Raw genomic sequence first — 22,039 nt, 5'->3', positions numbered from 1 at the left:
GAAAGGCTCAGGCCACCGGCACCCGTACCCACCCTTCCATCAGCACCCGCGCACTGCGGCTCATAAGGGCGCGGGTGACGGTCCACTGGCCATCCACCTGCCGGGCCTCGGCACCCACCCGCAGCACGCCTGAGGGATGGCCGAACCGTACGGATTGCCGCTCACCCCCACCTGCCGCCAGGTTTACCAGAGTGCCTGGCACCGCCGCCGCCGTGGCGATGGCTACCGCGGCGGTGCCCATCATGGCGTGGTGCAACTTGCCCATGGACATCGCCCGCACCAGCACATCCACATCCTCGGCTGCTATCTGCTTACCGCTGCTGGCGGTGTAGTTCTGGGGTGGGGCTACGAAGGCCACCTTGGGCGTGTGCTGGCGCGCCACGGCCTCCGCGGCGTCTTGAATCAGGCCCATACGCAAAGCGTCTGCCGTACGTATGCGTTCAAACTGCGCCAGTGCCTCAGGGCTCTCGTTGATTGCGCCCTGCAGTTCGGTGCCGGTGTAGCCAAGGTCGGCAGCGTTGAGAAAAATCGTGGGAATGCCCGCATTGATCAAAGTGGCCCGAAACGTACCGACACCCGGCACCTCCAGGTCATCGACCGGCTGGCCCGTCGGGAACATGGCGCCGCCCTCGCCTTCACTGTCGTCCGCAGGCTCAAGGAACTCCAGTTGCACCTCAGCAGCTGGAAAGGTCACGCCATCGAGTTCGAAATCGCCGGTTTCCTGTACCGCACCCTCTGTTATCGGCACATGGCTGATGATGGTCTTGCCGATATTGGCCTGCCACACCCGGACCGTAGCAGTGCCGTTCCTAGGTATGCGCGCGGCTTCGACCATGCCGCCACTGATTGCAAAGGCCCCAACGGCTGCCGACAGGTTGCCGCAATTGCCGCTCCAATCCACAAAAGGCGCATCGATAGCGACCTGCCCGAACAGGTAGTCCACGTCATGGCCGGGCCGGCTGCTGGGCGACAGGATAACCACCTTGCTGGTACTGGAGGTGGCCCCGCCCATACCGTCAGTGTGCTTGCCGTACGGGTCCGGGCTGCCGATCACCCTCAATAACAGTTGGTCGCGCTCAGGGCCGGCTACCTGAGCCGCTTGCGGCAAGTCTTCCAGGCGGAAGAATACCCCTTTGCTGGTGCCGCCCCGCATATAAACGGCCGGGATTCGAAGTTGCGCCGGGTAGGCCATGTGAACATCCTCAGCAAAGGCGGCTCAGGCCGCCGCGGTAGTGGCATCGAGAAAATCGTTGGCAAACCGTTGCAGCACCCCACCGGCCTCATAGATAGACACCTCTTCGGCCGTGTCCAACCGGCACATCACCGGCACTTCCACGCGCTCACCGTTACGGCGATGGATCACCAGCAGCAGTAACGCACGAGGTGTACGGGTACCGGTCACGTCGTAGGTTTCGGTGCCATCCAGGCCCAAGGTGAGGCGGGTAGTACCGTTCAGGAACTCCAGCGGGAGCACGCCCATACCGATCAGGTTGGTACGGTGGATGCGCTCGAACCCTTCGGCCACGATCACTTCCACGCCAGCCAGGCGAACACCCTTGGCGGCCCAGTCCCGCGACGAGCCCTGGCCATAGTCTGCACCTGCCACGATGATCAGCGGCTGTTTGCGCTGCAGGTAGGTTTCAATGGCCTCCCACATGCGCATCGTCTGCCCCTCGGGCTCCACGCGCGCCAACGAGCCTTGCTTCACTTCACCGGCCAGGTCGCGCACCATTTCGTTGTACAGCTTGGGGTTGGCAAAGGTTGCACGCTGCGCGGTAAGGTGGTCGCCGCGGTGGGTGGCGTAGGAGTTGAAGTCTTCTTCGGGCAGGCCCATGGCGGCCAGGTACTCGCCCGCGGCCGAGTCCAGCAGAATGGCGTTGGACGGTGACAAGTGGTCGGTGGTGATGTTGTCCCCCAGCAGGGCCAGCGGGCGCATGCCGGCCAGGCTGCGCGCGCCGGCCAATGCGCCCTCCCAGTACGGCGGGCGGCGAATGTACGTGCTTTGCGGCCGCCACGGGTAGAGGGGGCTGACGTGCTCGGTGCTGCCGGGCTGCACCGCGAACATGGGAATGTACACACGGCGGAACTGTTCAGGCTTGACCGAAGCGTGTACCACCGCATCGATTTCCTCGTCGCTGGGCCACAGGTCTTTGAGGCGTATTTCCTGGCCATCCGGGCCAAGGCCCAGCACGTCTTTCTCGATGTCGAAGCGAATGGTCCCAGCAATGGCATAGGCCACGACCAAGGGCGGTGAGGCGAGAAACGCCTGGCGCGCGTAAGGATGAATGCGCCCGTCGAAGTTGCGGTTGCCAGACAGCACTGCCGTGGCATACAGGTCCCGGTCGATGATTTCCTGCTGGATAGCCGGGTCCAGCGCCCCGGACATGCCGTTGCAGGTGGTACAGGCAAAGGCGACCACCCCAAACCCCAAGGCTTCCAGCTCGGGCAGCAACTGCCCTTCTTCCAGGTACAGCGCCACGGTTTTGGAGCCCGGCGCCAGGGAGGTTTTCACCCACGGCTTGCGCGCCAGGCCCAGGCGATTAGCGTTGCGGGCCAGCAACCCTGCCGCCACCATGTTGCGAGGGTTGTTGGTGTTGGTGCAGCTGGTAATGGCCGCAATGATCACTGCGCCGTCTGGCAACTTGCCCGGTTCGTTCTCGACCACGCCAGACACGCCTCGGGCCGCCAGTTCACTGACCGGCAGGCGCCGGTGCGGGTTCGAAGGGCCTGCCAGGGTACGTACCACCGTGCCCAGGTCAAAGCTCAACACCCGTTCATACTGCACGTTTGCCAGGTCTGCTGCCCATAGCCCTGCGACCTTGGCGTAGGTTTCAACCAACCCGACCTGCTCATCCTCACGCCCAGTCAGGCGCAGGTAGGCAATAGTTTGTTCATCAATGGCGAACATAGCCGCCGTGGCGCCATATTCCGGGGCCATGTTGGCGATGGTGGCCCGATCGCCTAACGTAAGGCTGCTAGCCCCCTCCCCGTTGAACTCCAGGTAAGCGCCCACTACCTTCTGCTGGCGGAGGAACTCGGTCAGCGACAGCACCATATCTGTAGCCGTGATGCCGGGAGCCGGCCGGCCGGTAAGCGTTACGCCGACGATCTCCGGCAGGCGCATCCAGGACGCCCGCCCCAGCATCACGCTTTCCGCTTCCAACCCACCCACGCCAATGGCGATTACCCCTAGAGCGTCCACCATGGGGGTGTGTGAATCGGTGCCCACCAGGGTGTCCGGGAACGCCACACCGTCACGCACCTGGATCACCGGCGACATGCGCTCCAGGTTGATCTGATGAAGAATGCCGTTGCCCGGTGGAATCACGTCCACGTTCTTGAACGCACGCTTGGTCCAGTCGATGAAATGGAAGCGATCTTCGTTGCGACGGTCTTCGATGGCGCGGTTCTTGGCAAAAGCATCGGGGTCGTAGCCGCCGCATTCAACAGCCAGGGAGTGGTCCACGATCAGTTGCGTGGGCACGACCGGGTTCACCTGGGCCGGGTCGCCACCTCGCTCTGCAATGGCGTCGCGCAGCCCCGCCAGGTCTACCAGGGCGGTCTGCCCCAAGATGTCATGGCACACCACCCGCGCCGGGAACCAGGGAAAGTCCAGGTCACGCTTGCGCTCGATCAGCTGCAACAGTGAGGCGCGCAAGGTGGCCGGGTCGCAGCGGCGCACCAGGTTTTCGGCAAATACCCGCGAGGTGTAGGGCAGGCGCGCGTAGGCGCCTGGCTGAATGGCGTCCACGGCAGTGCGGGTGTCGAAATACATCAGGCCAGTGCCTGGCAGAGGTAGGCAGTACTCGGTATTCATGGCGGCAGGCTCGGTCACAGTGAAGTTCAGCGCTGTTCAAGGGGGATGAAGGCACGCTGCTCGACGCCCGTGTATTCGGCACTGGGGCGTATGATGCGGTTGTTAGCACGCTGCTCAAACACGTGGGCAGCCCAGCCCGTGACCCGTGAACACACGAATATAGGCGTGAACAACGGGGTAGGAATGCCCATGAAGTGGTAAGCCGAGGCATGGTAGAAATCGGCGTTGGGGAACAGCTTTTTCTCGTCCCACATTACCTTGTCAATGGCTTCGGACACCGGGAACAGCACGGTATCGCCCACGGCCTCTGCCAGGGTTCGCGACCATTGCTTGATCACCTCGTTACGCGGGTCACTGTCCTTGTAGATCGCGTGGCCGAAGCCCATGATCTTGTCCTTGCGCGCCAGCATGGCCAGCGTGCCCGCGGTCGCTTCTTCAGCGGACGAGAATTGTTCAATCATGGCCATGGCCGCTTCGTTGGCCCCGCCGTGCAGCGGGCCGCGCAACGAGCCGATGGCCGCCACCACGCACGAATACAGGTCCGACAAGGTTGAGGCACATACCCGGGCGGTAAAGGTAGAGGCGTTGAATTCGTGCTCGGCGTAGAGAATCAGTGACACATCCATCACTTTGCGGTGCAGGTCGCTAGGCGCTTTTCCATGCAGCAAGTGCAGGAAATGCCCGCCCAGGGTGGGCTCGTCGCTGGCACACTCAATACGCTGGGCGTTATGGCTGAAGTGGTACCAGTAGCACAGGATGGCCGGGAACGCGGCCAGCAAGCGCTCGGTCGCTTTGCGCTGGTGCTCGAAGCTGCCTTCCGGTTCCAGGTTGCCCAACATGGAGGCGCCGGTGCGCATCACGTCCATAGGGTGGGCGCTGCTCGGAATACGTTCCAGCACGTCTTTCAAGGCCTGGGGCAGGTCGCGCAGGCTACGCAGGCGTGCCTGGTAGGTGTTCAACTGTGCCTGGTTCGGCAACTCGCCCTCTAGCAGCAGGTAGGCCACTTCCTCGAAACCAGCATGGGCGGCCAGGTCTTTTACGTCATAACCCCGGTAGGTCAGCCCGGCGCCGGCCTGGCCCACCGTAGACAAGGCCGTCTGCCCTGCCACCTGGCCTCTCAATCCTGCCCCGCTCAATACTTTTGCTTCGGCCATTGCGTGAATCCTTTTTTTGAAGTTGTTAGGGGATTGATCGCTACGCCTGTCAGCGCTGTTGCGCGAACAAGGCGTCCAGCTTCTGTTCAAAGTCGTGGTAACCGATGGCGTCGTACAGCTCCATGCGCGTTTGCATGCTGTCTACCACGTTTTTCTGCGTGCCGTCACGGCGCAAGGCCGCGTACACATTCTCGGCAGCTTTGTTCATGGCACGGAACGCCGACAGGGGGTACAGCACCAAGGAAACGTCCACCGCGCCCAGCTCTTCGGTGGTGTACAAAGGGGTGGCGCCGAATTCGGTGATGTTGGCCAGAATGGGGGCGTTCACCCGGCTGGCAAACGTTTTGTACATGGCCAGCTCGGTGATCGCTTCAGGGAACACCATGTCGGCCCCGGCTTCTACACAGGCCTGGGCCCGGTCCAATGCAGCATTCAACCCTTCCACGGCCAGTGCGTCGGTGCGGGCCATGATCACGAAACTGGGATCGGTGCGGGCGTCCACGGCCGCCTTGATGCGGTCCACCATCTCGCCCAGGGTCACAATTTCCTTGTTGGGGCGATGACCGCAGCGCTTGGCGCCAACCTGGTCCTCGATATGCAGCGCGGCCGCCCCGAACTTGATCATGGTGCGCACGGTACGGGCCACGTTGAAGGCCGAAGACCCGAAGCCCGTGTCCACGTCCACCAGCAGCGGCAGCTCACACACATCGGTGATGCGGCGCACGTCCGTGAGCACGTCGTCCAGGTTGCTGATGCCTAGGTCCGGCAGCCCCAGGGACCCTGCCGCTACGCCACCGCCAGACAGGTAAATGGCTTTGAAGCCGGCCCGCTGTGCCAGCAAGGCGTGGTTGGCATTGATAGCCCCCACCACTTGCAGAGGGTGTTCACTGGCCACGGCGTCGCGGAAACGCTGGCCGGGGGTACTGTGCTGGGTCATGGCTCACCTCGTTGTGTTTGTTCGTGCACGCGCCCGGCCATGTGCTGCTCAACATTGCGCCGGGAGCCGGCAATATGGCGGCGCATCAACAGCTCGGCCAGCTCACCGTCCCGGTCAGCGATGGCGTCCAGGATGCGGTGGTGTTCGGCAAATGCTTGGCGGGGGCGATTAGGTGTGGTGGAGAAACGGATACGGTACATGCGCACCAATTGGTACAGCTCGCCACACAGCAACTGGGCCAGGGTGCGGTTACCGCTGCACTGGATAATGCGGTAGTGGAAGTCGAAGTCGCCCTCCTGCTGGTAGTAGCCCACACCGGCCTGGAACCCGGCGTCGCGCTCGTGGGTGTCCAGCACTCGGCGCAGCTCATCCACTTCCGCAGCGGTCATGCGTGCTGCCGCCAGCCGGCAGGCCATCCCTTCCAGGGACTCTCGAATGTCATACAGTTCTATCAGCTCGGCCTGGCTCAGCGACACCACCCGGGCACCTACATGAGGAATGCGCACCAGCAGGCGCTGGCCTTCCAACCGATGGATGGCTTCGCGCAGCGGCCCGCGGCTGACGCCATAAGTACGTGCCAGCTCCGGCTCCGAGATCTTGCTGCCAGGCGCGATGTCACCCTTCACGATGGCGGCCTGAATGCGCCGAAAGACCGACTCGGCAATGGTTTCAGAATCTACCTCAACCCTGTGGTCCTGACCTTGAGCAACCTGCATATTGTCGACACCCCACCCACTAACACCCCAATAATCAGCAAGAAGGTGCTAAGTGTCAAATCGATTGTCGACAATCATGAAAATTCTGTAACAGTTTAGGTATCAACCTGCCCACCAGCTTCACTGGCGCCATGAAAGCATCGTGCTAGAATGCACCGCCCCAGAGGTTGCTGTCTGGGCGTTCGCTTCTACCTTGCCCCGCCACTGCCCAGGTCTCATGAGAACACCCAGATTCCCCTCCCTGCTCGGCTTGCTGCTGGTCCCGGGCCTGAGCCTGGCCTCTGAAAAAACGGCCTACGGCTTGAACGAATATGCTCGGCTGGACGAAATCGACCTGGAGGTGGCTGCCAAGCTGGACACAGGCGCCATCACCGCTTCGCTCAGTGCCCGGGACATCAAGCGGTTCAAGCGCAAGGGCGAATCCTGGGTGCGGTTCTACCTGGCCATCGACGATGCCCATCAGCACCCTATCGAACGCCCGCTGGAGCGTGTGAGCCGCATCAAGCGCCGTGCCGGGGACTATGACCCCGAGGGCGGCAAGCACTACACCGCGCGCCCGGTCATCGCTTTGAATGTCTGCATTGGCAAGGCGCTGCGCCGCATCGACGTTAACCTCACCGATCGCAGCGCCTTTCAGTATCCCTTGCTGGTAGGCTCCGAAGCCCTGGTGCGGTTCGACGCGCTAGTGGACCCTGCCTTGAAATACACCGCTGGCAAGCCCGCCTGCGCCCCACAAGCGTCCAACGCCGAGTAGCCTGAATGCGTTCCCTGACCCTCCACCTCAAGCTGCTTATCTTGATCCTGCTGTTGCTGGGCGCCGGTATCACGGGTTACCAGATCTTCGCACTGGGCATTCCGGTGTCCGAGGACGAAACCGATGACCTGTGGAATATCGATGCCAAGGTCGAGTTCGTGCCCACGCCCAAAGCGCCGGTAAAAGTGCAGATGTTCGTGCCGCCGCTCACCAGCGACTACGTGAGCCTGAACGAAAGCTTCATCTCCAATAATTATGGCGTAAGCGTCAACCGCATTGACAACAACCGCAAGGTCACCTGGTCTTCCCGGCGGGTCTCGGGCAACCAGACCCTGTATTACCGGCTGGTCCTGACCAAACGCTACAGCGATAACAAAGCGAAGGTGAAGGGCCCCATCTTCCGGGACAGCCTGGTACTGGAAGGGCCTGAAAAAATCGCCGCCGAAGCCTTGCTGGCGCCCATTCGCCAGCATTCGGCCGACGTGGAAACCTTCATCAGCGAAACCATTCGCCGGGTGAACAACCTGGCAGACGACAACGTGAAACTGCTGCTGGCCGGGGACCCTTCCCCCCAGCACAAAGCCGGCGTGATCGACCTGCTGCTGTCCATTGCCCATGTGCCCATGGAACGCGCCCACACCCTGCGGCTGGTGGCCGACCAGCCGCAGGCGCCGGAACTGTGGCTGCGCAGCTTCAACGGCACCAAGTGGCTGTACTTCAACCCGGAGACCGGCGAACAGGGTATGCCTGCCGACCGCCTGCTTTGGTGGACCGGCGATGAGCCACTGGTCACGCTCGAAGGTGGCAAGAAAATCGCCGTCACCTTCACCCTCAACAACAGCGAAATGAACGCCATTCGCCTGGCCAAGCTGACCGATGCCAGCACAGACGCAGACTTTCTCGAATACTCCCTGTACGGGCTGCCGCTGCAAACCCAGCAAACCTTCATGGTGATGGTGATGATTCCCATCGGCGTGCTGGTGATCCTTATCCTGCGCAACCTGATCGGCCTGCAGACCCTGGGCACCTTCACCCCCGTGCTGATCGCCCTGGCATTCCGGGAAACACAGCTGGGCTACGGTATCGTACTGTTCACCCTGATCACGGCTTTGGGGCTGTCACTACGCTCCTACCTTGAACACCTCAAGTTGCAAATGCTGCCGCGCCTGTCCGTGGTCCTTACCTTCGTGGTGGTACTGATCGCTGCCATCAGCCTGCTCAGTCACAAGCTGGGCCTGGAGCGCGGGCTGTCGGTAGCGCTGTTCCCCATGGTGATTCTCACCATGACCATCGAGCGGCTATCCATTAGCTGGGAAGAGCGCGGCGGCACCCATGCCATGAAAGTGGCAGCGGGCACCTTGCTGGCAGCGTCCCTGGCACACCTGTTGATGACCGTACCGGAGCTGACCTACTTCGTGTTCACGTTCCCGGCCGTGCTGCTGGTGCTGGTAGCCTTCATGCTTGCCATGGGCCGCTACCGGGGCTACCGCCTGACCGAGCTGCTGCGCTTCAAGGCGTTCGTGAAAGGCCGGGAGACAGACGCCTGATGCTGGGGCTTATCAAAACGTGGAAGGCCCTGCATGCGCGGGGCATCATGGGCATCAACCAGCGCAATGCCGACTACGTGCTCAAGTACAACAACCGGCGCCTGTACCCTATTGTGGATGACAAGATCATCACCAAGGAGCGAGCCATTGCGGCGGGTATCCAGGTACCTGAACTGTACGGGGTAATTTCTACGGAGAAGGAAATCGAGCGGCTGGACCAGATCGTCGGCGATCGCCCGGATTTCGTTATCAAGCCAGCACAGGGTGCGGGGGGCGACGGCATCCTGGTAATTGGCGATCGTTTCGAGGACCGGTTCCGTACCGTGTCCGGCAAAATCGTCAGCCGCTCGGAAATCGAATACCAGCTTTCCAGCATCCTCACTGGCCTGTATTCCCTGGGCGGGCACCGTGATCGCGCCTTGATCGAATACCGGGTCACGCCAGACCCTATCTTCAAAAGCATCAGCTACGAAGGCGTACCTGATATTCGCATTATCGTGCTGATGGGTTACCCCGTGATGGCCATGGTCCGCTTGCCTACACGGCAGTCCAACGGCAAGGCGAACCTGCACCAGGGTGCCATCGGGGTAGGCGTGGACCTGGCCACAGGCGTCACCCTGCAGGGCACCTGGCTCAACAGCATCATTCGAAAGCATCCAGACACCACCAACGACGTGCAAGGGGTTCAACTGCCCTACTGGGACGGTTTCATGAACTTGGCCGCCAGTTGCTACGAGCTGTGTGGCCTGGGGTATATTGGGGTGGACATGGTGCTGGACCAGCACAAGGGGCCACTGATTCTCGAACTCAACGCCCGCCCAGGCTTGAACATCCAGATCGCCAACGACTGTGGCCTGGCGCACCGCACTTCCGCGATCGAGGCTCATCTGGCCATGCTGGCGGCCGAGGAGCGCAGCGAAACACCCGAAGCCCGCGCTCGCTTCGCTCAGGCAGCATTTGGCCACGTGACGCCATGAAGGGCTGGAGGCCTGGGGGCCCAGGCTCTACAATCGCCCCCCCTGCGTAAACCGCTGATTGCCCATGCCCAGTTGCAGCCTGCACCCTCTGCCTTACCATGCCAACCCGGCCCATTACTTCGCGTACCTAAGAGAGGCGCCAGGCGCTGTTCTGCTGGACAGCGCAAAGCCCGACGCTGAACGAGGTCGGTTCGACCTGTTGAGCGCCTGGCCACTGGAAACCCTTGCGCCTACGGCCCAAGAAACAGGCAACGCCTATTTTCAGCGCTTGAGGGCAGCCCTTGCCCGGCTGGGCAATGCGACCCTGCCAGACGGCTGCGAGCTACCTTTTGCCGGTGGCCTTATCGGTTTTATGGCCTATGACCTGGGGCGGCGTTTCGAGCAGTTTGGCGAGGGGCCACCCAAGGACTTCACGTTACCCGATGCTCAGCTTGGGCTCTATGGCTGGGCCGTGGTCAGCGACCATATGCAGCAGTGCACCTGGCTGGTGCTGCACCCCTCGCTGCCTGTCAGCGAACAGCAGCGCCTGATTGCACTGTTCGAAACACCGTCGCCTCCCCTGACCAAACCGTTTCACATGACCTCCCCCTTTGCCAACGAACTCGGCGAGCCCGCCTACCGGCTGGCGTTCGACAAGGTGCAGGCTTACATCCGTGCCGGCGACACCTATCAGGTCAACCTCACGCGGCGCTTCGCCGGCCGCTGTGAGGGCGATCCGTGGGCGGCTTACCAGGCTTTACGCAGCGCCTGCCCCACACCCTATTCGGCTTTCATGCAGGTCAACGCCAACACCGCCCTCCTCAGCCACTCCCCTGAACGGTTTGTGCAGGTGCACAAGGGTGCTGTGGAAACCCGGCCCATCAAGGGCACGCGCCCTCGCTGCGCACAGCCTGAGGCAGATGCGGCAGAAGCCGCTGCGCTGCTGACCAGCGAAAAGGACCGGGCCGAAAACCTGATGATCGTGGACCTGCTGCGCAATGACCTGGGGCGTACCTGTGCCATCGGTAGTGTGCAAGTACCCGAGCTGTTCGTGTTGGAGTCCTACCCCAATGTTCACCACTTGGTCAGCAGCGTGGTGGGCCAGCTGGCCCCTGGCAAGGATGCGCTGGACCTATTGGCTGGTAGCTTTCCTGGAGGGTCCATAACAGGTGCCCCCAAGATCCGGGCCATGGAAATCATCGATGAGCTCGAAGCGCACCGCCGCGCCATCTATTGTGGCGCGTTCCTGTACCTGGATGTGCGGGGCCACCTGGACAGCTCCATCGCCATCCGTACCTTGCTCATTGAAGACGAACGTGTCGCCTGCTGGGGCGGAGGCGCCGTGGTCATGGACTCCCGCGCCGAGGACGAGTACCAGGAGTCACTGATCAAGGTGAAGGTACTGATGGACACGCTGGAAGCGTTGTAGGAACAGGCCGTCGCGGTACAGCGGTTGCCCTGGTTCGTCCGCTGCGCGAACTCCTACACCAGATCGGCGCCAGGCTTGAGCGCTGTGGGACCGGGTGCAGCCGAAGGCGGAGACCGGGAACAGGCCATCGCAGTACAGCGGCTGCCCTCGATGCTATAGGGCCTGCCAGCACGCGAGCGCACAATTTGGTAACCTTGCTGCCATTCGAGCGCCACAAGGCGCCATCACATTGGAACCGCCTGATGAACCACCTCTTTGATGTCGCCGAAGCGGCGGCCAGCTATGCCAGCAAATCCCCGCAAGACATCCTGAAACTGGCATTCGATCACTTCGGTGACGACCTCTGGATCTCCTTCAGTGGCGCCGAAGATGTGGTGCTGCTGGACATGGCCCACACGCTGAACAAGCAGGTCAAGGTCTTCACCTTGGACACCGGCCGCCTGCACCCGGAAACCTATCGGTTCATCGAGCAGGTACGGGAGCACTATGGCATTGCCATTGAAGTGCTCAACCCGGAGCGCGAGCCGCTGGAAGCCATGGTGAAGGAAAAAGGGCTGTTCAGCTTTTACCGTGACGGCCATGGCGAATGCTGCGGCATTCGCAAAATTGCGCCGTTGCGCCGCAAACTCGCCAACGTGCGGGCCTGGGCCACGGGCCAGCGCCGTGACCAGAGCCCTGGCACCCGCAGCCAAGTGGCAGTGGTGGAGGTTGATACTGCGTTCTCGACTCCCGACAACACGCTATACAAATTCAACCCACTGGCCCAGATGAGCAGCGCAGAGGTGTGGGCGTATATCCGCATGATGGAACTGCCCTACAACGCCCTGCACGAGCGTGGGTTCATCAGCATTGGCTGCGAACCTTGCACCCGGCCGGTATTGCCAAACCAGCACGAGCGCGAAGGCCGCTGGTGGTGGGAGGAAGCCACGCAGAAAGAGTGTGGCTTGCACGCCGGCAACCTTATCGCCAAGCAATAGGCTACTCCGCCCCAATGCCAGCCACGGTGCGTTTAGTGAACTGGCAGTTCCACGCCTTCGAACAGGGCTTCAAGCTCCTGCTTGTTATGGCAAGCCACCGCCTTGGCCATCACCTCGCGGGTGAGATGAGGCGCAAAGCGCTCGATGAAGTCACACATGAAGCCCCGCAGGAAGGTGCCGCGGCGGAAGCCGATCTTGGTAATGCTGGGCTCGAACAGGTGGTCTGCGTTCAATACCACCAGGTCGCTGTCCAGCTTAGGGTCGACGGCCATGTGCGCCACAATGCCTACGCCCAGCCCAAGGCGCACGTAGGTCTTGATCACGTCCGCATCAGCAGCTGTAAACACCACCTTGGGTGTCAGGCCCCGGTGGCTAAAGGCTTCGTCCAGTTTTGAGCGGCCGGTAAAGCCAAATACGTAGGTGACGATAGGGTGCTCGGCCAACAGCTCCAAGGTGAGCTTGGGCGCTTTGGCCAAAGGGTGGCCCTGGGGTACGGCTATGCAACGGTTCCAGCGGTAGCAAGGCATCATGATAAGGTCGCCGAACAGCTCCAGTGCTTCGGTGGCAATGGCGAAATCTACGGTGCCGTCTGCAGCCATTTCGGCAATCTGCATAGGCGAGCCTTGGTGCATGTGCAGTGCTACGTCTGGGTACTGCTTGATAAAGGCGCTTATCACAGGCGGCAGGGCATAGCGTGCCTGGGTATGGGTGGTGGCGATGGACAACGTGCCCTTTTTCTCGTTCGAGAATTCCTGGGCGATCTGCTTGATGCTTTCCACCTTGCGCAGGATTTCACCCGCTGTGGTGATGATGCGCTCGCCTGCCGGAGTCACACGTGTCAGGTGCTTGCCACTGCGGGCAAAGACTTCCACCCCTAGCTCATCCTCCAGCAGGCGGATCTGCTTGCTGATCCCAGGCTGGGAGGTATAGAGGCTCTGCGCCGTTGCGGAGACATTCAAGTCGTGGTGAGCGACTTCCCAGATATAGCGCAGTTGCTGAAGCTTCATTCGCGACCCCCCAAAGGCCAATACGCCAAGGCCTTGCTTAGCCAGCAAGTCACGGCAACGGATATAACTATATTGATGGTTGGGGCGAGAATCTAGAACTTTTTGCAAGATGTGTCACAGATAACGGCCTGCGGGTGACTGATTAAGGGGCACCAGATACACCGGCGCAGGCGTGAGCCGCATCACCCTGGCCGCCGTACGACCCAACGGCACCCCTGCTTCTGCCACCCGGCTATGGCTACCTAGAACCAGCAAGTCCACGTGAAGCCGCCGAGCCTGGTCCAGGATAACGTCGGCCGGGTCACCTTGACGCACACACACCGCGCGAATCAGGTCCAGGTCGCGCTCGCCATCGGCAAGTTCTTCACTGAAATTGTCCAGCACCCGCTTTTCAATGTTGGCCATCATGGCGTCTACCCCCCGACCTTGGAGTTCGGTCAGGGTGGGCGCATCCAGATAGCTTTGTAGTACGGATTCAGCGAAAGTGCCCATGGGCTCAACCGCGTGAATCACGTGCAATTCAGCTTCGAACGTTCGGGCCAGGGCTAGCGCGTGCTGCAACACAAGGGGTGCATAGGCGCCAAGGTCAGTGGCGTACAACATTGAACGGATCATTCCGGCTCCCCCGCACTGCCTGTCTCGGGCAGCAATAGGGCCTAGTCTAGCAGTGGCTAGGTGAGTAGGCAGGTTTCCCCCCTTTGAGGCAATGCTTGAGCCTGAACGCCAGCCTAAAGGGCACGACCGGCCATTGTCGAACAGGCGTAGAACGCGCTAAGGTTCGGCACCTTCGCGCGCACCGCCCGCCCCGGGCGCGCCTGACCTGCCTGATAGACGAGTACCCCCATGGCCGATTTACCGATCAACGACCTTAACGTCGCCTCCAACGAGACTCTGATCACGCCCGATCAACTCAAGCGCGACATTCCCCTGAGCGAAGCGGCGCAAGCGACCGTCACCAAGGGGCGGGAAGTGATCCGCAACATTTTGGACGGCACTGACCACCGCATTTTCGTAGTGATCGGCCCCTGCTCCATTCACGACATCAAGGCTGCACACGATTATGCTCGGCGCCTCAAGGCACTGGCCGAAGAAGTTTCGGACACGCTCTATCTGGTCATGCGGGTGTATTTTGAAAAGCCACGCACTACTGTGGGCTGGAAGGGCTTGATCAACGACCCTTACTTGGATGACTCCTTCAAGATCGCCGATGGCTTGCATATCGGCCGCCAGCTATTGCTGGACCTGGCCGAGGCTGGCCTGCCCACAGCTACCGAGGCCCTGGACCCGATTTCACCCCAGTACCTGCAGGACCTGATCAGCTGGTCGGCCATCGGCGCACGCACCACAGAGTCCCAGACCCACCGAGAAATGGCGTCCGGCCTTTCGTCAGCAGTGGGCTTCAAGAACGGCACCGATGGTGGCCTTACGGTCGCCATCAATGCACTGCAGTCGGTCTCCAGCCCTCATCGCTTTTTGGGCATCAACCCCGAAGGCGGCGTGTCCATCGTGACAACCAAAGGCAACGCCTATGGCCACGTAGTTTTGCGGGGTGGCAACGGCAAGCCCAACTACGACTCGGTCAGCGTCGCGCTGTGCGAGCAGGCACTGGAGAAAGCAAAGGTTCGCTCGAACCTGATGATCGACTGCAGTCATGCCAACTCCAACAAGGACCCGGCCCTGCAGCCGCTGGTAATGGAGAACGTGGCCAATCAGGTGCTCGAAGGCAATACCTCCATCATTGGCCTGATGGTCGAAAGCCACATCAATGCGGGCGCTCAGGGTATCCCCAAGGACCTGTCAGACCTGCAATACGGGGTATCCATTACGGATGGCTGCATTGGCTGGGAAACGACCGAGCAAAGCATTCGCGCCATGCGCGACAAGCTCAAAGCCGTGTTGCCAACACGCAAAAGGCACTGACGCAGAGGGGGCTGATACAGCCCCCACCCTGCTTAAGCCGTGGTGTTACAGCTTTGCAGCGCGGCGCTGGTGGCGCTCCATGTACCGCTCAACGTACGAGCAGGACGGGATTACCGTATAGCCCATGCCTTCGGCGTAGGCCAGCGCGGTTTCCGTCAGCGCGGCCGCAATGCCACGGCCGCGTAGCGCATTGGGGACAAAGGTACGGTAGATATCAAGCGTCTGCTTACCCAGGTCCATGTAGGTCAGGTAGGCACGATGACCGTCCACGTTGGTTTCAAACTGGTGACCTGCCTGGTCATGATGAATGGACAGCGCCTCGCTCATGTCGAATCCTCGCGGGTCTTGGAGTTAGACCCTTACCATACCGCTGTTTCTGTGCCTTTGGAACCACTGGCCACATAGGTGCACCTGTCGCAACCTGCAGGCCTTGGATCACATACCCGTGTTTATGAACCAGCTTGTAGCCTTTGGTTGCATAATCTTGGCTTGACAGTAAAAGCCGCAATGAGTTCACAACTAAGTTTAGTTGCAAGTGTGAGGTGCAAGTGCCTTTCAACTTCATAAACACCCTGCCACCCCCAGCCAGCCTGGCAAAAGGTGGCATTGGTGTAGCTTGCCCGAGGCGCTGTGCAGCGTATTTTTTGCTGTTTCTTGCGGACACTGAGTTTACTTACTACAAGTAATGAGTACTATGTACGCCGGCCAGTTTCTCATACTGAGAAATGGCTCTTAAATAGAAAGTCCTTTGAAGGGGAACACGATGAACAACGTTCTGAAATTCTCTGCTCTGGCTCTGGCTGCCGTTCTGGCTACCGGCTGCAGCAGCGCGTCCAAAGAGTCCGAAGCTCGCCTGACCGCGACCGAAGACGCTTCCGCTCGCGCCCAGGCACGTGCCGACGAAGCCTACCGCAAGGCTGACGAAGCACTGGCTGCTGCCCAGAAAGCCCAGCAGACTGCTGACGAAGCCAACGAGCGCGCCCTGCGTATGCTCGACAAGGCTAGCCGCAAGTAATCCTTCGGGACCTTGCTGCAAAAAAACCGGCCCTCTCAAGGGGCCGGTTTTTTATTGCGCCAGGTTAAAGCGGCGTAACAGGCGCCGTTGTTACAGCAGGGCCGCTGGGGGCGCCGATGACTACCGGCAGGCCATCCTCAGCGCCGATCACATCACGCACCCGATCCCAGTCGACACTGACCACACCGGTGAGGTCCTTGCGATTCACCAAGGCGTTGACCACAGCCGTGTGCTTGTCTTCCCGCGAGGGGTCGCCTTCTGCGTCCAGTGGCGTATGAGCTTCCAGGTACACCTGGCCTGCACTCACGCCAAACTTGTAGGGTTCGTTGATGATGCGTACAGGCGTGCCCACTGGAACCATCGTGGACAGTTCCAGTACGTTCTCGTTGTACATGCGGAAGCACCCGTGGCTGGTGCGCGTGCCTATGCCAAACTTCTTGTTGGAGCCATGGATCAGATACCCAGGCAGGCCCAACCCGAACTTGTAAGGCCCCAGGGGGTTATCTGGCCCCGGTGGCACTACGTTGGGCAACGGGTCGCCATCGGCCGCATGCTCGGCCTTCACTGACGCTGGGGGCGTCCAGGATGGGTTGGCGACCTTGGAAATGATCTTGGTAGTCGCGATAGGAGAGCCCCACCCTTCCCGGCCAATGCCCAGCGGGTAGGTACGCACCACCTCTTCGCCCTTGGGGTAGTAGTACAGGCGGTATTCAGCCAGGTTGATCACGATCCCCGTACGTGGCCCGGGCGGAAGAATGAACCGCGTAGGCAGCACAATCTCAGTACCGGGCTTGGGCAGCCAGGCATCCACGCCAGGGTTGGCCGCCAACATTTCGTTGTAGCCCAGGTCGTAGGCCTGGGCCAGGTCGGCAAACGTATCTTCATACTTGGCTGTGACGGTCTGGACCTGGCCCACCACGTCTTCGCCCGCCGGGGGCAGTGGGAACTCCAGCGCTGCGGCCGGCCCTGCCACCAGGGCAGCGGCCAGAGACAGGCAACGGCTAAACGCGGGGAAGCACGGCAACATCCTGGGAAATCCTTAAATGCAATGAACCAAGGCACACGCCGACGATTGTACACTCAGCCCCTGGCAGTGGGTGAGCCACACGGCCAACGGCGCGCTCAATCGTATTCGTTCTGTAGGCCCGGCCACACTGGCCGGGTTCCCTTGCGCTGGGCAAAAAGAATGGCCCGGCACAAGGGGCACAACCGGGTATCCCGAAAAATGCCGCGCCCCACGGGCTGCCAGCGAGGCTGCGCCGGCAGCAGGCCACCGCATAGCGTGCGATCGATCGACCCTCCCAGTTCCAGTTGCCGGGCGGCCACATGGACGCGCACCTCCTGGCAGGCGAACAGGTCCAGCTGTTCGTCGGGCTCGATCAGTTGGTAGGCATGCAGGGACCAGGCAGGACGTGGCATAGAGGCTCCGAAAGGGGGCGCAACCTTAGCTCAAAGGCTGGTCGGAGAAAAGAGCCCGTGCAGGCCAAATGCCAAACGTGAAAACGCTCAGGTCACAGCAGCGGCTTGAGGGTGGGCCACACGTTTTCCAACAGCCTGGGCTGAGCTTCTACACGGGGGTGAATACCGTCGGCCTGCATCAGTTCAGGCACCCCGCCTACGCCTTCAAGGAAAGACGTTACTAGGGGAATCTGCTTGTCCAGCGCTACCTGCTTGTAAACACCAGTGAACGCATTGATATACGCCGCACCGTAATTGGGTGGCAGTGGCACCCCGAGCAACAGCACATGGGCCCCGCTCTCACGGGCCTTGTCGACGATCCATGACAGGTTCTGTTGCAACTGTGCAGGGGGCTGCCCCCGCAGGCCATCGTTGCCACCCAACTCCAGTACCACGAGGTCTGGCGTGTTCGCCGCCAACAGCGGCTCAAGCCGCGCACGGCCGTTGGCGCTGGTGTCACCGGTAATGGACGCGTTGACCACCCGGTCGGTATAACCCTCATCGCGCAGGCGTTGTTGCAGTAGTGCAACCCAGCCCTTTGAGGTATCCAGGCCGAAACCTGCGCTGATACTATCCCCCAGCACAAGCACAGTCCCTGCAACGGCGCTTTGAGCCAGGCACACCGCCCACACCACGGCGGCCACTTTCCACATACGCATTCGGAATCTCCATGGGCGCAAGCATTCTCACAGCGCGGAACCTTAGCAAAGTGGTTTCCGGGGCGGAAGGCGATTTGCATATTCTTCAAGCGCTGTCTCTGGAGGTCGCTGCGGGCGACAGCCTGGCCATTGTAGGCGCCTCAGGCTCTGGCAAATCGACCCTGCTAGGGCTGCTGGCCGGGCTGGACCAGCCTAGCGAGGGCGACGTCACCTTGGCCGGGCAGGTGCTCACGGGCCTGAACGAAGACCAGCGGGCTCAGGTCAGGGCTGAAAACGTTGGTTTCGTTTTCCAGTCGTTCCAGTTGCTAGAAACCCTTACCGCACTGGAGAACGTGATGCTGCCCTTGGAGCTGCATGGCAGGGCCGATGCACGCACCCAGGCCACGCAGCTATTACAGCGTGTAGGGCTGGGTGAACGGTTGGGGCACTGGCCTCGTCAGCTCTCGGGCGGCGAACAGCAACGGGTTGCCCTCGCTCGTGCCTTTGCGGCTGAACCGGCCGTGCTGTTCGCCGACGAGCCCACGGGCAACTTGGATACGCACACCGGCCAAACCATTACCGACCTGCTGTTCACCCTCAACCGCGAGCGCGGCACCACGCTGGTCCTGGTGACTCACGATGAGCGGCTGGCACAGCGTTGCCGCCGCTGGATCCGGCTGGAGGCGGGGCAACTGGTTGCCACCGGGGCCAATTGATGGCTGCAGGCAGTCAAGGCCTGGGGCGCCTCCTGCGACTGGCTGGGCGCCAGCTGGTACGGGAAGCCCGTGCCGGTGAATTGCGCGTGCTGTTCTTTTCGCTGCTCGTCGCAGTGGTGGCCAGCACCGCCATCGGCTACTTCGGCGCTCGCCTCAACGGCGCCATGCAACTGCGTGCCACGGAATTTCTGGCGGCAGACCTGGTACTCCAAGGCAGTACCCCTGCCCGCTCCGAGCAGATACGCACCGGCCTGGAGCTGAGCCTGGATCACGCCCGTGTGGTGGAGTTCAGCAGCGTGGTTGCCACCGACGAAGGTATCGAACTGGCGAGCGTCAAGGCTGTAGACAGCGCCTACCCCTTGCGTGGGCAGTTGCGCAGTGCAGCCCAGCCCTATGCTGAAGAGGTGGAAGGCGGCGCACCAGGGCGAGGCGAAGCCTGGGTAGAGCCCCGCTTGTTGAGCGCCTTGAACCTGAACATTGGCGACACGGTGAGCATTGGCAACACGCACTTGCGCCTGGCACGAGTGCTGACTTACGAGCCCGACCGGGCCGGCAACTTCTATAGCCTGACGCCACGGGTGATGATGAACCTAGAGGACCTGGACGCCACTGGCGTGGTGCAGCCTGGTAGCCGCGTGACGTTTCGTGACCTTTGGCGGGGGGCGCCTCAGAACCTGGAGCAATACCGGGAACTGGTGAAGGTGGGGCTCAATGCCAACCAGGTGTTGCGCGACGCCCGTGACAGCAACCGCCAGGTGGGCGGTGCCTTGAGCAAGGCCGAACGCTATTTGAATATGGCTAGCCTGGTCGCGGTGCTGTTGGCCGGCGTGGCCGTAGCGCTGTCTGCCGCGCGGTTCGCTACCCGCCGCTACGATGCCAGTGCGCTGTTACGTTGCCTGGGCCTGTCCCGACGGGATGTGATGTGGGTTTTCTCCCTGCAACTGGCCATGCTGGGCCTGGTCGCCGCAGTGGCCGGTGCATTGATCGGCTGGCTGGCGCAGTTCGGTATTTTTGCACTGCTGCACGGCCTGCTGCCCAGCGTGGTCCCGGATGGCGGGCTGCTGCCTGCCCTGGCCGGCATTGGCACCGGGATGGTGGCCCTGGCCGGTTTTGCCTTGCCGCCCCTGGCTGCCCTAGGCCGGGTACCGCCCCTGCGGGTACTGCGAGGCGACCTGCAGCCCCTGCCCGCAAGCACCTGGTTCGTCTATGGCAGCGCCCTGGCCGCCTTGGGCCTGATCATGTGGCGGCTGAGCCTGGACCCTTTGCTCACCGTGGCCTTGCTGGGCGCTGGTGCTCTGGCCGCCTTGGTACTGGGTGGCGTATTGGTGCTGGGCCTTCAGCGCCTTCGCCACGCGTTGGCCCATGCCACACTGCCCTGGCGCCTGGGCGTAGGGCAACTGTTGCGGCACCCCTTCGCGGCGGCGGGGCAAGCCCTGGCATTCGGCTTGATATTGTTTGCCATGGCGCTGGTGGCGCTGCTGAGGGGAGAGCTGCTAGACACCTGGCAGCACCAGTTGCCCGCCGATGCACCCAATTTCTTTGCCCTGAACATTCTACCCGCCGAGCGCGAGGCCTTTGCGGCACAGCTCAAGGCCAATGGGGCCACCGGCGCACCGCTGTACCCAATCGTGGCAGGCCGATTGACGGCCATCAACGGCAAGCCTGTAGACGAAGTGGTAACCGAGGACAGCCAGGGGCAACGGGCAACCCAACGGGACCTGAACCTCACCTGGGCCACCGACCTGCCTACGGGCAATCGCCTGATCGCGGGCCAATGGTGGAGCGCTTCGCCAGGCCCGCTGCCAGGCGTCTCCATAGAACAGAAGCTGGCCGAAAGCCTTGGCGTGAACGTAGGGGACACCCTCACGTTCAGCGTGGGCGGCACCGTACGGGATACCCGCATAGCCAGCCTCCGTACGGTGACCTGGGACAACTTCCAGCCTAATTTCTTCATGATCTTCGAGCCTGGCACGCTCGAAGACTTCCCGGTCACCTACCTCACCAGCTTCTACCTGCCCCCTGGGCACGATGCGCAAGTGGTCGCCCTGGCCCGTGCGTTCCCAGCCATGACCCTGTTGCAGGTGCAGGCGTTGCTGGAACAATTGCGCAGCATTCTGGCGCAAGTCACCCTGGCGGTGGAGTACGTGCTGGTGTTCGTACTGGCGGCTGGGCTCGCGGTACTGTTCTCAGGTTTGCAAGCCACGCTGGATGAGCGCATTCACCAAGGCGCCCTGCTCCGCGCGCTGGGTGCCAGCCGTCAGTTGCTGGTAAGGGCCCGGCGCATCGAATTCTGCGTACTAGGCGTCACCAGCGGCGTGCTGGCGGCCATCGCTGCCGAAGCGGCCAGTTGGGCACTGTACCGTTTTGCCTTGAACCTGCCGTGGCATCCCCATGCCTGGTTGCTGCTGCTGCCATTGCTGGGCGCACTAGTGGTGGGTGTGGCTGGCGTATTCGGTACCCGGCGAGCGCTGACGGCCAGCCCGTTGCAGGTGCTACGTGAAGGATAGAGAGGTGGTGTGGGCGTGAGTACCAACATTATTACCCGCAAGGGGTTCGATGCCCTGAAGGCCGAACTGGACGAACTGTGGCGGGTGACCCGCCCGGATGTGACCCAGAAAGTGCAATGGGCGGCCTCGCTGGGCGACCGCAGCGAGAACGCGGATTACCAGTACAACAAAAAACTGTTGCGCGAGATCGACCGCCGCGTGCGCTACCTGCGCAAGCGGCTGGAAGACGTCAAGGTGGTTGACTACTCACCTGAGCAGGAAGGCAGGGTGTTTTTCGGGGCGTGGGTCGAAGTCGAGAACCTGGAGGGCGAGACCCGCCGGTTTCGCATCGTGGGCTATGACGAAATCTACGGGCGCAACGACTACATCTCTATCGATGCCCCCATGGCCCGTGCCTTGCTCAAGAAAGAGGAAGGTGACGAGGTGATGGTACCCACCCCCACAGGCGACGTGTGTTGGATCGTCAACCAGGTAGAGTACGAGGGTTAGCG

21 protein-coding genes are annotated in these 22,039 nt (G+C 61.7%); 10 read left to right on the top strand and 11 right to left on the bottom strand.

The genetic code is table 11. From position 1 onward, the window contains the following. Positions 1-7: 7 nt before the first annotated feature. From prpF to ACSAMW_RS21295, 5 genes are read right to left on the bottom strand one after another with little or no spacing between them, the layout of a single operon-like run. Positions 8-1,192 (bottom strand): 2-methylaconitate cis-trans isomerase PrpF, encoded by a 1,185-nt coding sequence (gene prpF, locus ACSAMW_RS21315; protein ID WP_500591960.1) that lies wholly within the window; start codon positions 1,190-1,192, stop codon positions 8-10. Positions 1,193-1,216: 24 nt separating this feature from the next. Then, complete coding sequence (gene acnD, locus ACSAMW_RS21310) at positions 1,217-3,817, bottom strand: Fe/S-dependent 2-methylisocitrate dehydratase AcnD (protein WP_500594099.1); 2,601 nt, start codon at positions 3,815-3,817, stop codon at positions 1,217-1,219. Positions 3,818-3,843: 26 nt separating this feature from the next. Further along, positions 3,844-4,971, bottom strand: coding sequence for a bifunctional 2-methylcitrate synthase/citrate synthase (gene prpC, locus ACSAMW_RS21305; protein WP_500591959.1), 1,128 nt, complete (start codon positions 4,969-4,971; stop codon positions 3,844-3,846). Positions 4,972-5,020: 49 nt separating this feature from the next. Continuing rightward, on the bottom strand, positions 5,021-5,908 hold the full coding sequence (gene prpB, locus ACSAMW_RS21300) for a methylisocitrate lyase (protein WP_500591958.1): 888 nt from the start codon (positions 5,906-5,908) through the stop codon (positions 5,021-5,023). Next, positions 5,905-6,624: a GntR family transcriptional regulator gene (locus ACSAMW_RS21295; protein ID WP_500591957.1), complete on the bottom strand. Its 720-nt coding sequence runs from the start codon at positions 6,622-6,624 to the stop codon at positions 5,905-5,907. Before ACSAMW_RS21295 ends, prpB begins: the two co-directional genes overlap by 4 nt. Positions 6,625-6,841: 217 nt before the next feature. On the opposite strand from ACSAMW_RS21295, the gene rloA reads away from it, so the two are divergent. The 5 genes from rloA (at position 6,842) to ACSAMW_RS21270 (ending at position 12,287) form a co-directional block, all read left to right on the top strand. Beyond that, complete coding sequence (gene rloA, locus ACSAMW_RS21290) at positions 6,842-7,378, top strand: retropepsin-like aspartic peptidase RloA (RefSeq protein ID WP_168084183.1); 537 nt, start codon at positions 6,842-6,844, stop codon at positions 7,376-7,378. A 5-nt stretch (positions 7,379-7,383) separates the two neighbouring features. Continuing rightward, positions 7,384-8,925 carry an osmotic stress tolerance membrane protein RloB gene (gene rloB, locus ACSAMW_RS21285; RefSeq protein ID WP_500591956.1) on the top strand — a complete coding sequence of 514 codons (1,542 nt, stop codon included), beginning with the start codon at positions 7,384-7,386 and terminating at the stop codon, positions 8,923-8,925. Positions 8,926-8,927: 2 nt separating this feature from the next. Beyond that, positions 8,928-9,902, top strand: coding sequence for an alpha-L-glutamate ligase-like protein (locus ACSAMW_RS21280; RefSeq protein WP_500594098.1), 975 nt, complete (start codon positions 8,928-8,930; stop codon positions 9,900-9,902). 64 nt (positions 9,903-9,966) lie between these two features. Continuing rightward, positions 9,967-11,310 carry an aminodeoxychorismate synthase component I gene (gene pabB, locus ACSAMW_RS21275; RefSeq protein WP_500591955.1) on the top strand — a complete coding sequence of 448 codons (1,344 nt, stop codon included), beginning with the start codon at positions 9,967-9,969 and terminating at the stop codon, positions 11,308-11,310. Positions 11,311-11,552: 242 nt separating this feature from the next. Next, positions 11,553-12,287 carry a phosphoadenylyl-sulfate reductase gene (locus ACSAMW_RS21270; protein WP_500591954.1) on the top strand — a complete coding sequence of 245 codons (735 nt, stop codon included), beginning with the start codon at positions 11,553-11,555 and terminating at the stop codon, positions 12,285-12,287. A gap of 32 nt (positions 12,288-12,319) precedes the next feature. On the opposite strand, the gene cysB is transcribed toward ACSAMW_RS21270, so the two are convergent. Both cysB and ACSAMW_RS21260 read right to left on the bottom strand, forming a co-directional pair. Then, the gene (gene cysB / locus ACSAMW_RS21265; protein WP_500591953.1) at positions 12,320-13,294 is read right to left on the bottom strand and encodes an HTH-type transcriptional regulator CysB; all 975 of its coding nucleotides are present in this window, start codon (positions 13,292-13,294) and stop codon (positions 12,320-12,322) included. Positions 13,295-13,408: 114 nt separating this feature from the next. Continuing rightward, positions 13,409-13,909: a universal stress protein gene (locus ACSAMW_RS21260; RefSeq protein ID WP_500591952.1), complete on the bottom strand. Its 501-nt coding sequence runs from the start codon at positions 13,907-13,909 to the stop codon at positions 13,409-13,411. Positions 13,910-14,137: 228 nt separating this feature from the next. On the opposite strand from ACSAMW_RS21260, the gene ACSAMW_RS21255 reads away from it, so the two are divergent. After that, positions 14,138-15,214, top strand: coding sequence for a 3-deoxy-7-phosphoheptulonate synthase (locus tag ACSAMW_RS21255; RefSeq protein WP_500591951.1), 1,077 nt, complete (start codon positions 14,138-14,140; stop codon positions 15,212-15,214). Between the two features lie 45 nt (positions 15,215-15,259). On the opposite strand, the gene ACSAMW_RS21250 is transcribed toward ACSAMW_RS21255, so the two are convergent. Then, positions 15,260-15,541 carry a GNAT family N-acetyltransferase gene (locus ACSAMW_RS21250; RefSeq protein WP_168084176.1) on the bottom strand — a complete coding sequence of 94 codons (282 nt, stop codon included), beginning with the start codon at positions 15,539-15,541 and terminating at the stop codon, positions 15,260-15,262. A gap of 436 nt (positions 15,542-15,977) precedes the next feature. Here ACSAMW_RS21250 and ACSAMW_RS21245 point away from each other — a divergent pair, with 436 nt between their 5' ends. Continuing rightward, a complete protein-coding gene (locus tag ACSAMW_RS21245; RefSeq protein WP_168084175.1) occupies positions 15,978-16,229 on the top strand; it encodes an Lpp/OprI family alanine-zipper lipoprotein in 252 nt (83 codons plus the stop codon). A 64-nt stretch (positions 16,230-16,293) separates the two neighbouring features. Here the strand turns inward: ACSAMW_RS21245 and ACSAMW_RS21240 are convergent, their stop codons facing one another. The 3 genes from ACSAMW_RS21240 to ACSAMW_RS21230 form a co-directional block, all read right to left on the bottom strand. Then, the gene (locus ACSAMW_RS21240) at positions 16,294-17,256 is read right to left on the bottom strand and encodes a L,D-transpeptidase family protein (RefSeq protein ID WP_500591950.1); all 963 of its coding nucleotides are present in this window, start codon (positions 17,254-17,256) and stop codon (positions 16,294-16,296) included. Positions 17,257-17,351: 95 nt separating this feature from the next. Further along, positions 17,352-17,648, bottom strand: coding sequence for a hypothetical protein (locus ACSAMW_RS21235; protein ID WP_168084173.1), 297 nt, complete (start codon positions 17,646-17,648; stop codon positions 17,352-17,354). Positions 17,649-17,740: 92 nt separating this feature from the next. Then, a complete protein-coding gene (locus ACSAMW_RS21230; protein WP_500591949.1) occupies positions 17,741-18,346 on the bottom strand; it encodes an arylesterase in 606 nt (201 codons plus the stop codon). 11 nt (positions 18,347-18,357) lie between these two features. Here ACSAMW_RS21230 and ACSAMW_RS21225 point away from each other — a divergent pair, with 11 nt between their 5' ends. From ACSAMW_RS21225 to greB, 3 genes are read left to right on the top strand one after another with little or no spacing between them, the layout of a single operon-like run. Further along, the gene (locus ACSAMW_RS21225) at positions 18,358-19,041 is read left to right on the top strand and encodes an ABC transporter ATP-binding protein (protein WP_500591948.1); all 684 of its coding nucleotides are present in this window, start codon (positions 18,358-18,360) and stop codon (positions 19,039-19,041) included. Further along, positions 19,041-21,548 (top strand): ABC transporter permease, encoded by a 2,508-nt coding sequence (locus ACSAMW_RS21220; RefSeq protein WP_500591947.1) that lies wholly within the window; start codon positions 19,041-19,043, stop codon positions 21,546-21,548. Before ACSAMW_RS21225 ends, ACSAMW_RS21220 begins: the two co-directional genes overlap by 1 nt. A 15-nt stretch (positions 21,549-21,563) precedes the next feature. Further along, positions 21,564-22,037, top strand: a complete 474-nt coding sequence (greB, locus tag ACSAMW_RS21215; RefSeq protein WP_500591946.1) for a transcription elongation factor GreB — start codon at positions 21,564-21,566, stop codon at positions 22,035-22,037. Positions 22,038-22,039 lie beyond the last annotated feature (2 nt).

The organism is Pseudomonas sp. AB39(2026), assembly GCF_059831485.1.
Note: the sequence above shows the minus strand (reverse complement) of the source record. Positions and strands in the feature narration are given on the sequence as shown.

What these genes read in the sequence shown, in the direction of transcription:
- prpF (WP_500591960.1), bottom strand. Translation starts at nt 1,192, where the DNA reads ATGGCCTACCCGGCGCAACTTCGAATCCCGGCCGTTTATATGCGGGGC.
- acnD (WP_500594099.1), bottom strand. Translation starts at nt 3,817, where the DNA reads ATGAATACCGAGTACTGCCTACCTCTGCCAGGCACTGGCCTGATGTAT.
- prpC (WP_500591959.1), bottom strand. Translation starts at nt 4,971, where the DNA reads ATGGCCGAAGCAAAAGTATTGAGCGGGGCAGGATTGAGAGGCCAGGTG.
- prpB (WP_500591958.1), bottom strand. Translation starts at nt 5,908, where the DNA reads ATGACCCAGCACAGTACCCCCGGCCAGCGTTTCCGCGACGCCGTGGCC.
- ACSAMW_RS21295 (WP_500591957.1), bottom strand. Translation starts at nt 6,624, where the DNA reads ATGCAGGTTGCTCAAGGTCAGGACCACAGGGTTGAGGTAGATTCTGAA.
- rloA (WP_168084183.1), top strand. Translation starts at nt 6,842, where the DNA reads ATGAGAACACCCAGATTCCCCTCCCTGCTCGGCTTGCTGCTGGTCCCG.
- rloB (WP_500591956.1), top strand. Translation starts at nt 7,384, where the DNA reads ATGCGTTCCCTGACCCTCCACCTCAAGCTGCTTATCTTGATCCTGCTG.
- pabB (WP_500591955.1), top strand. Translation starts at nt 9,967, where the DNA reads ATGCCCAGTTGCAGCCTGCACCCTCTGCCTTACCATGCCAACCCGGCC.
- ACSAMW_RS21270 (WP_500591954.1), top strand. Translation starts at nt 11,553, where the DNA reads ATGAACCACCTCTTTGATGTCGCCGAAGCGGCGGCCAGCTATGCCAGC.
- cysB (WP_500591953.1), bottom strand. Translation starts at nt 13,294, where the DNA reads ATGAAGCTTCAGCAACTGCGCTATATCTGGGAAGTCGCTCACCACGAC.
- ACSAMW_RS21260 (WP_500591952.1), bottom strand. Translation starts at nt 13,909, where the DNA reads ATGATCCGTTCAATGTTGTACGCCACTGACCTTGGCGCCTATGCACCC.
- ACSAMW_RS21255 (WP_500591951.1), top strand. Translation starts at nt 14,138, where the DNA reads ATGGCCGATTTACCGATCAACGACCTTAACGTCGCCTCCAACGAGACT.
- ACSAMW_RS21250 (WP_168084176.1), bottom strand. Translation starts at nt 15,541, where the DNA reads ATGAGCGAGGCGCTGTCCATTCATCATGACCAGGCAGGTCACCAGTTT.
- ACSAMW_RS21245 (WP_168084175.1), top strand. Translation starts at nt 15,978, where the DNA reads ATGAACAACGTTCTGAAATTCTCTGCTCTGGCTCTGGCTGCCGTTCTG.
- ACSAMW_RS21240 (WP_500591950.1), bottom strand. Translation starts at nt 17,256, where the DNA reads ATGTTGCCGTGCTTCCCCGCGTTTAGCCGTTGCCTGTCTCTGGCCGCT.
- ACSAMW_RS21235 (WP_168084173.1), bottom strand. Translation starts at nt 17,648, where the DNA reads ATGCCACGTCCTGCCTGGTCCCTGCATGCCTACCAACTGATCGAGCCC.
- ACSAMW_RS21230 (WP_500591949.1), bottom strand. Translation starts at nt 18,346, where the DNA reads ATGCGTATGTGGAAAGTGGCCGCCGTGGTGTGGGCGGTGTGCCTGGCT.
- ACSAMW_RS21225 (WP_500591948.1), top strand. Translation starts at nt 18,358, where the DNA reads ATGGGCGCAAGCATTCTCACAGCGCGGAACCTTAGCAAAGTGGTTTCC.
- ACSAMW_RS21220 (WP_500591947.1), top strand. Translation starts at nt 19,041, where the DNA reads ATGGCTGCAGGCAGTCAAGGCCTGGGGCGCCTCCTGCGACTGGCTGGG.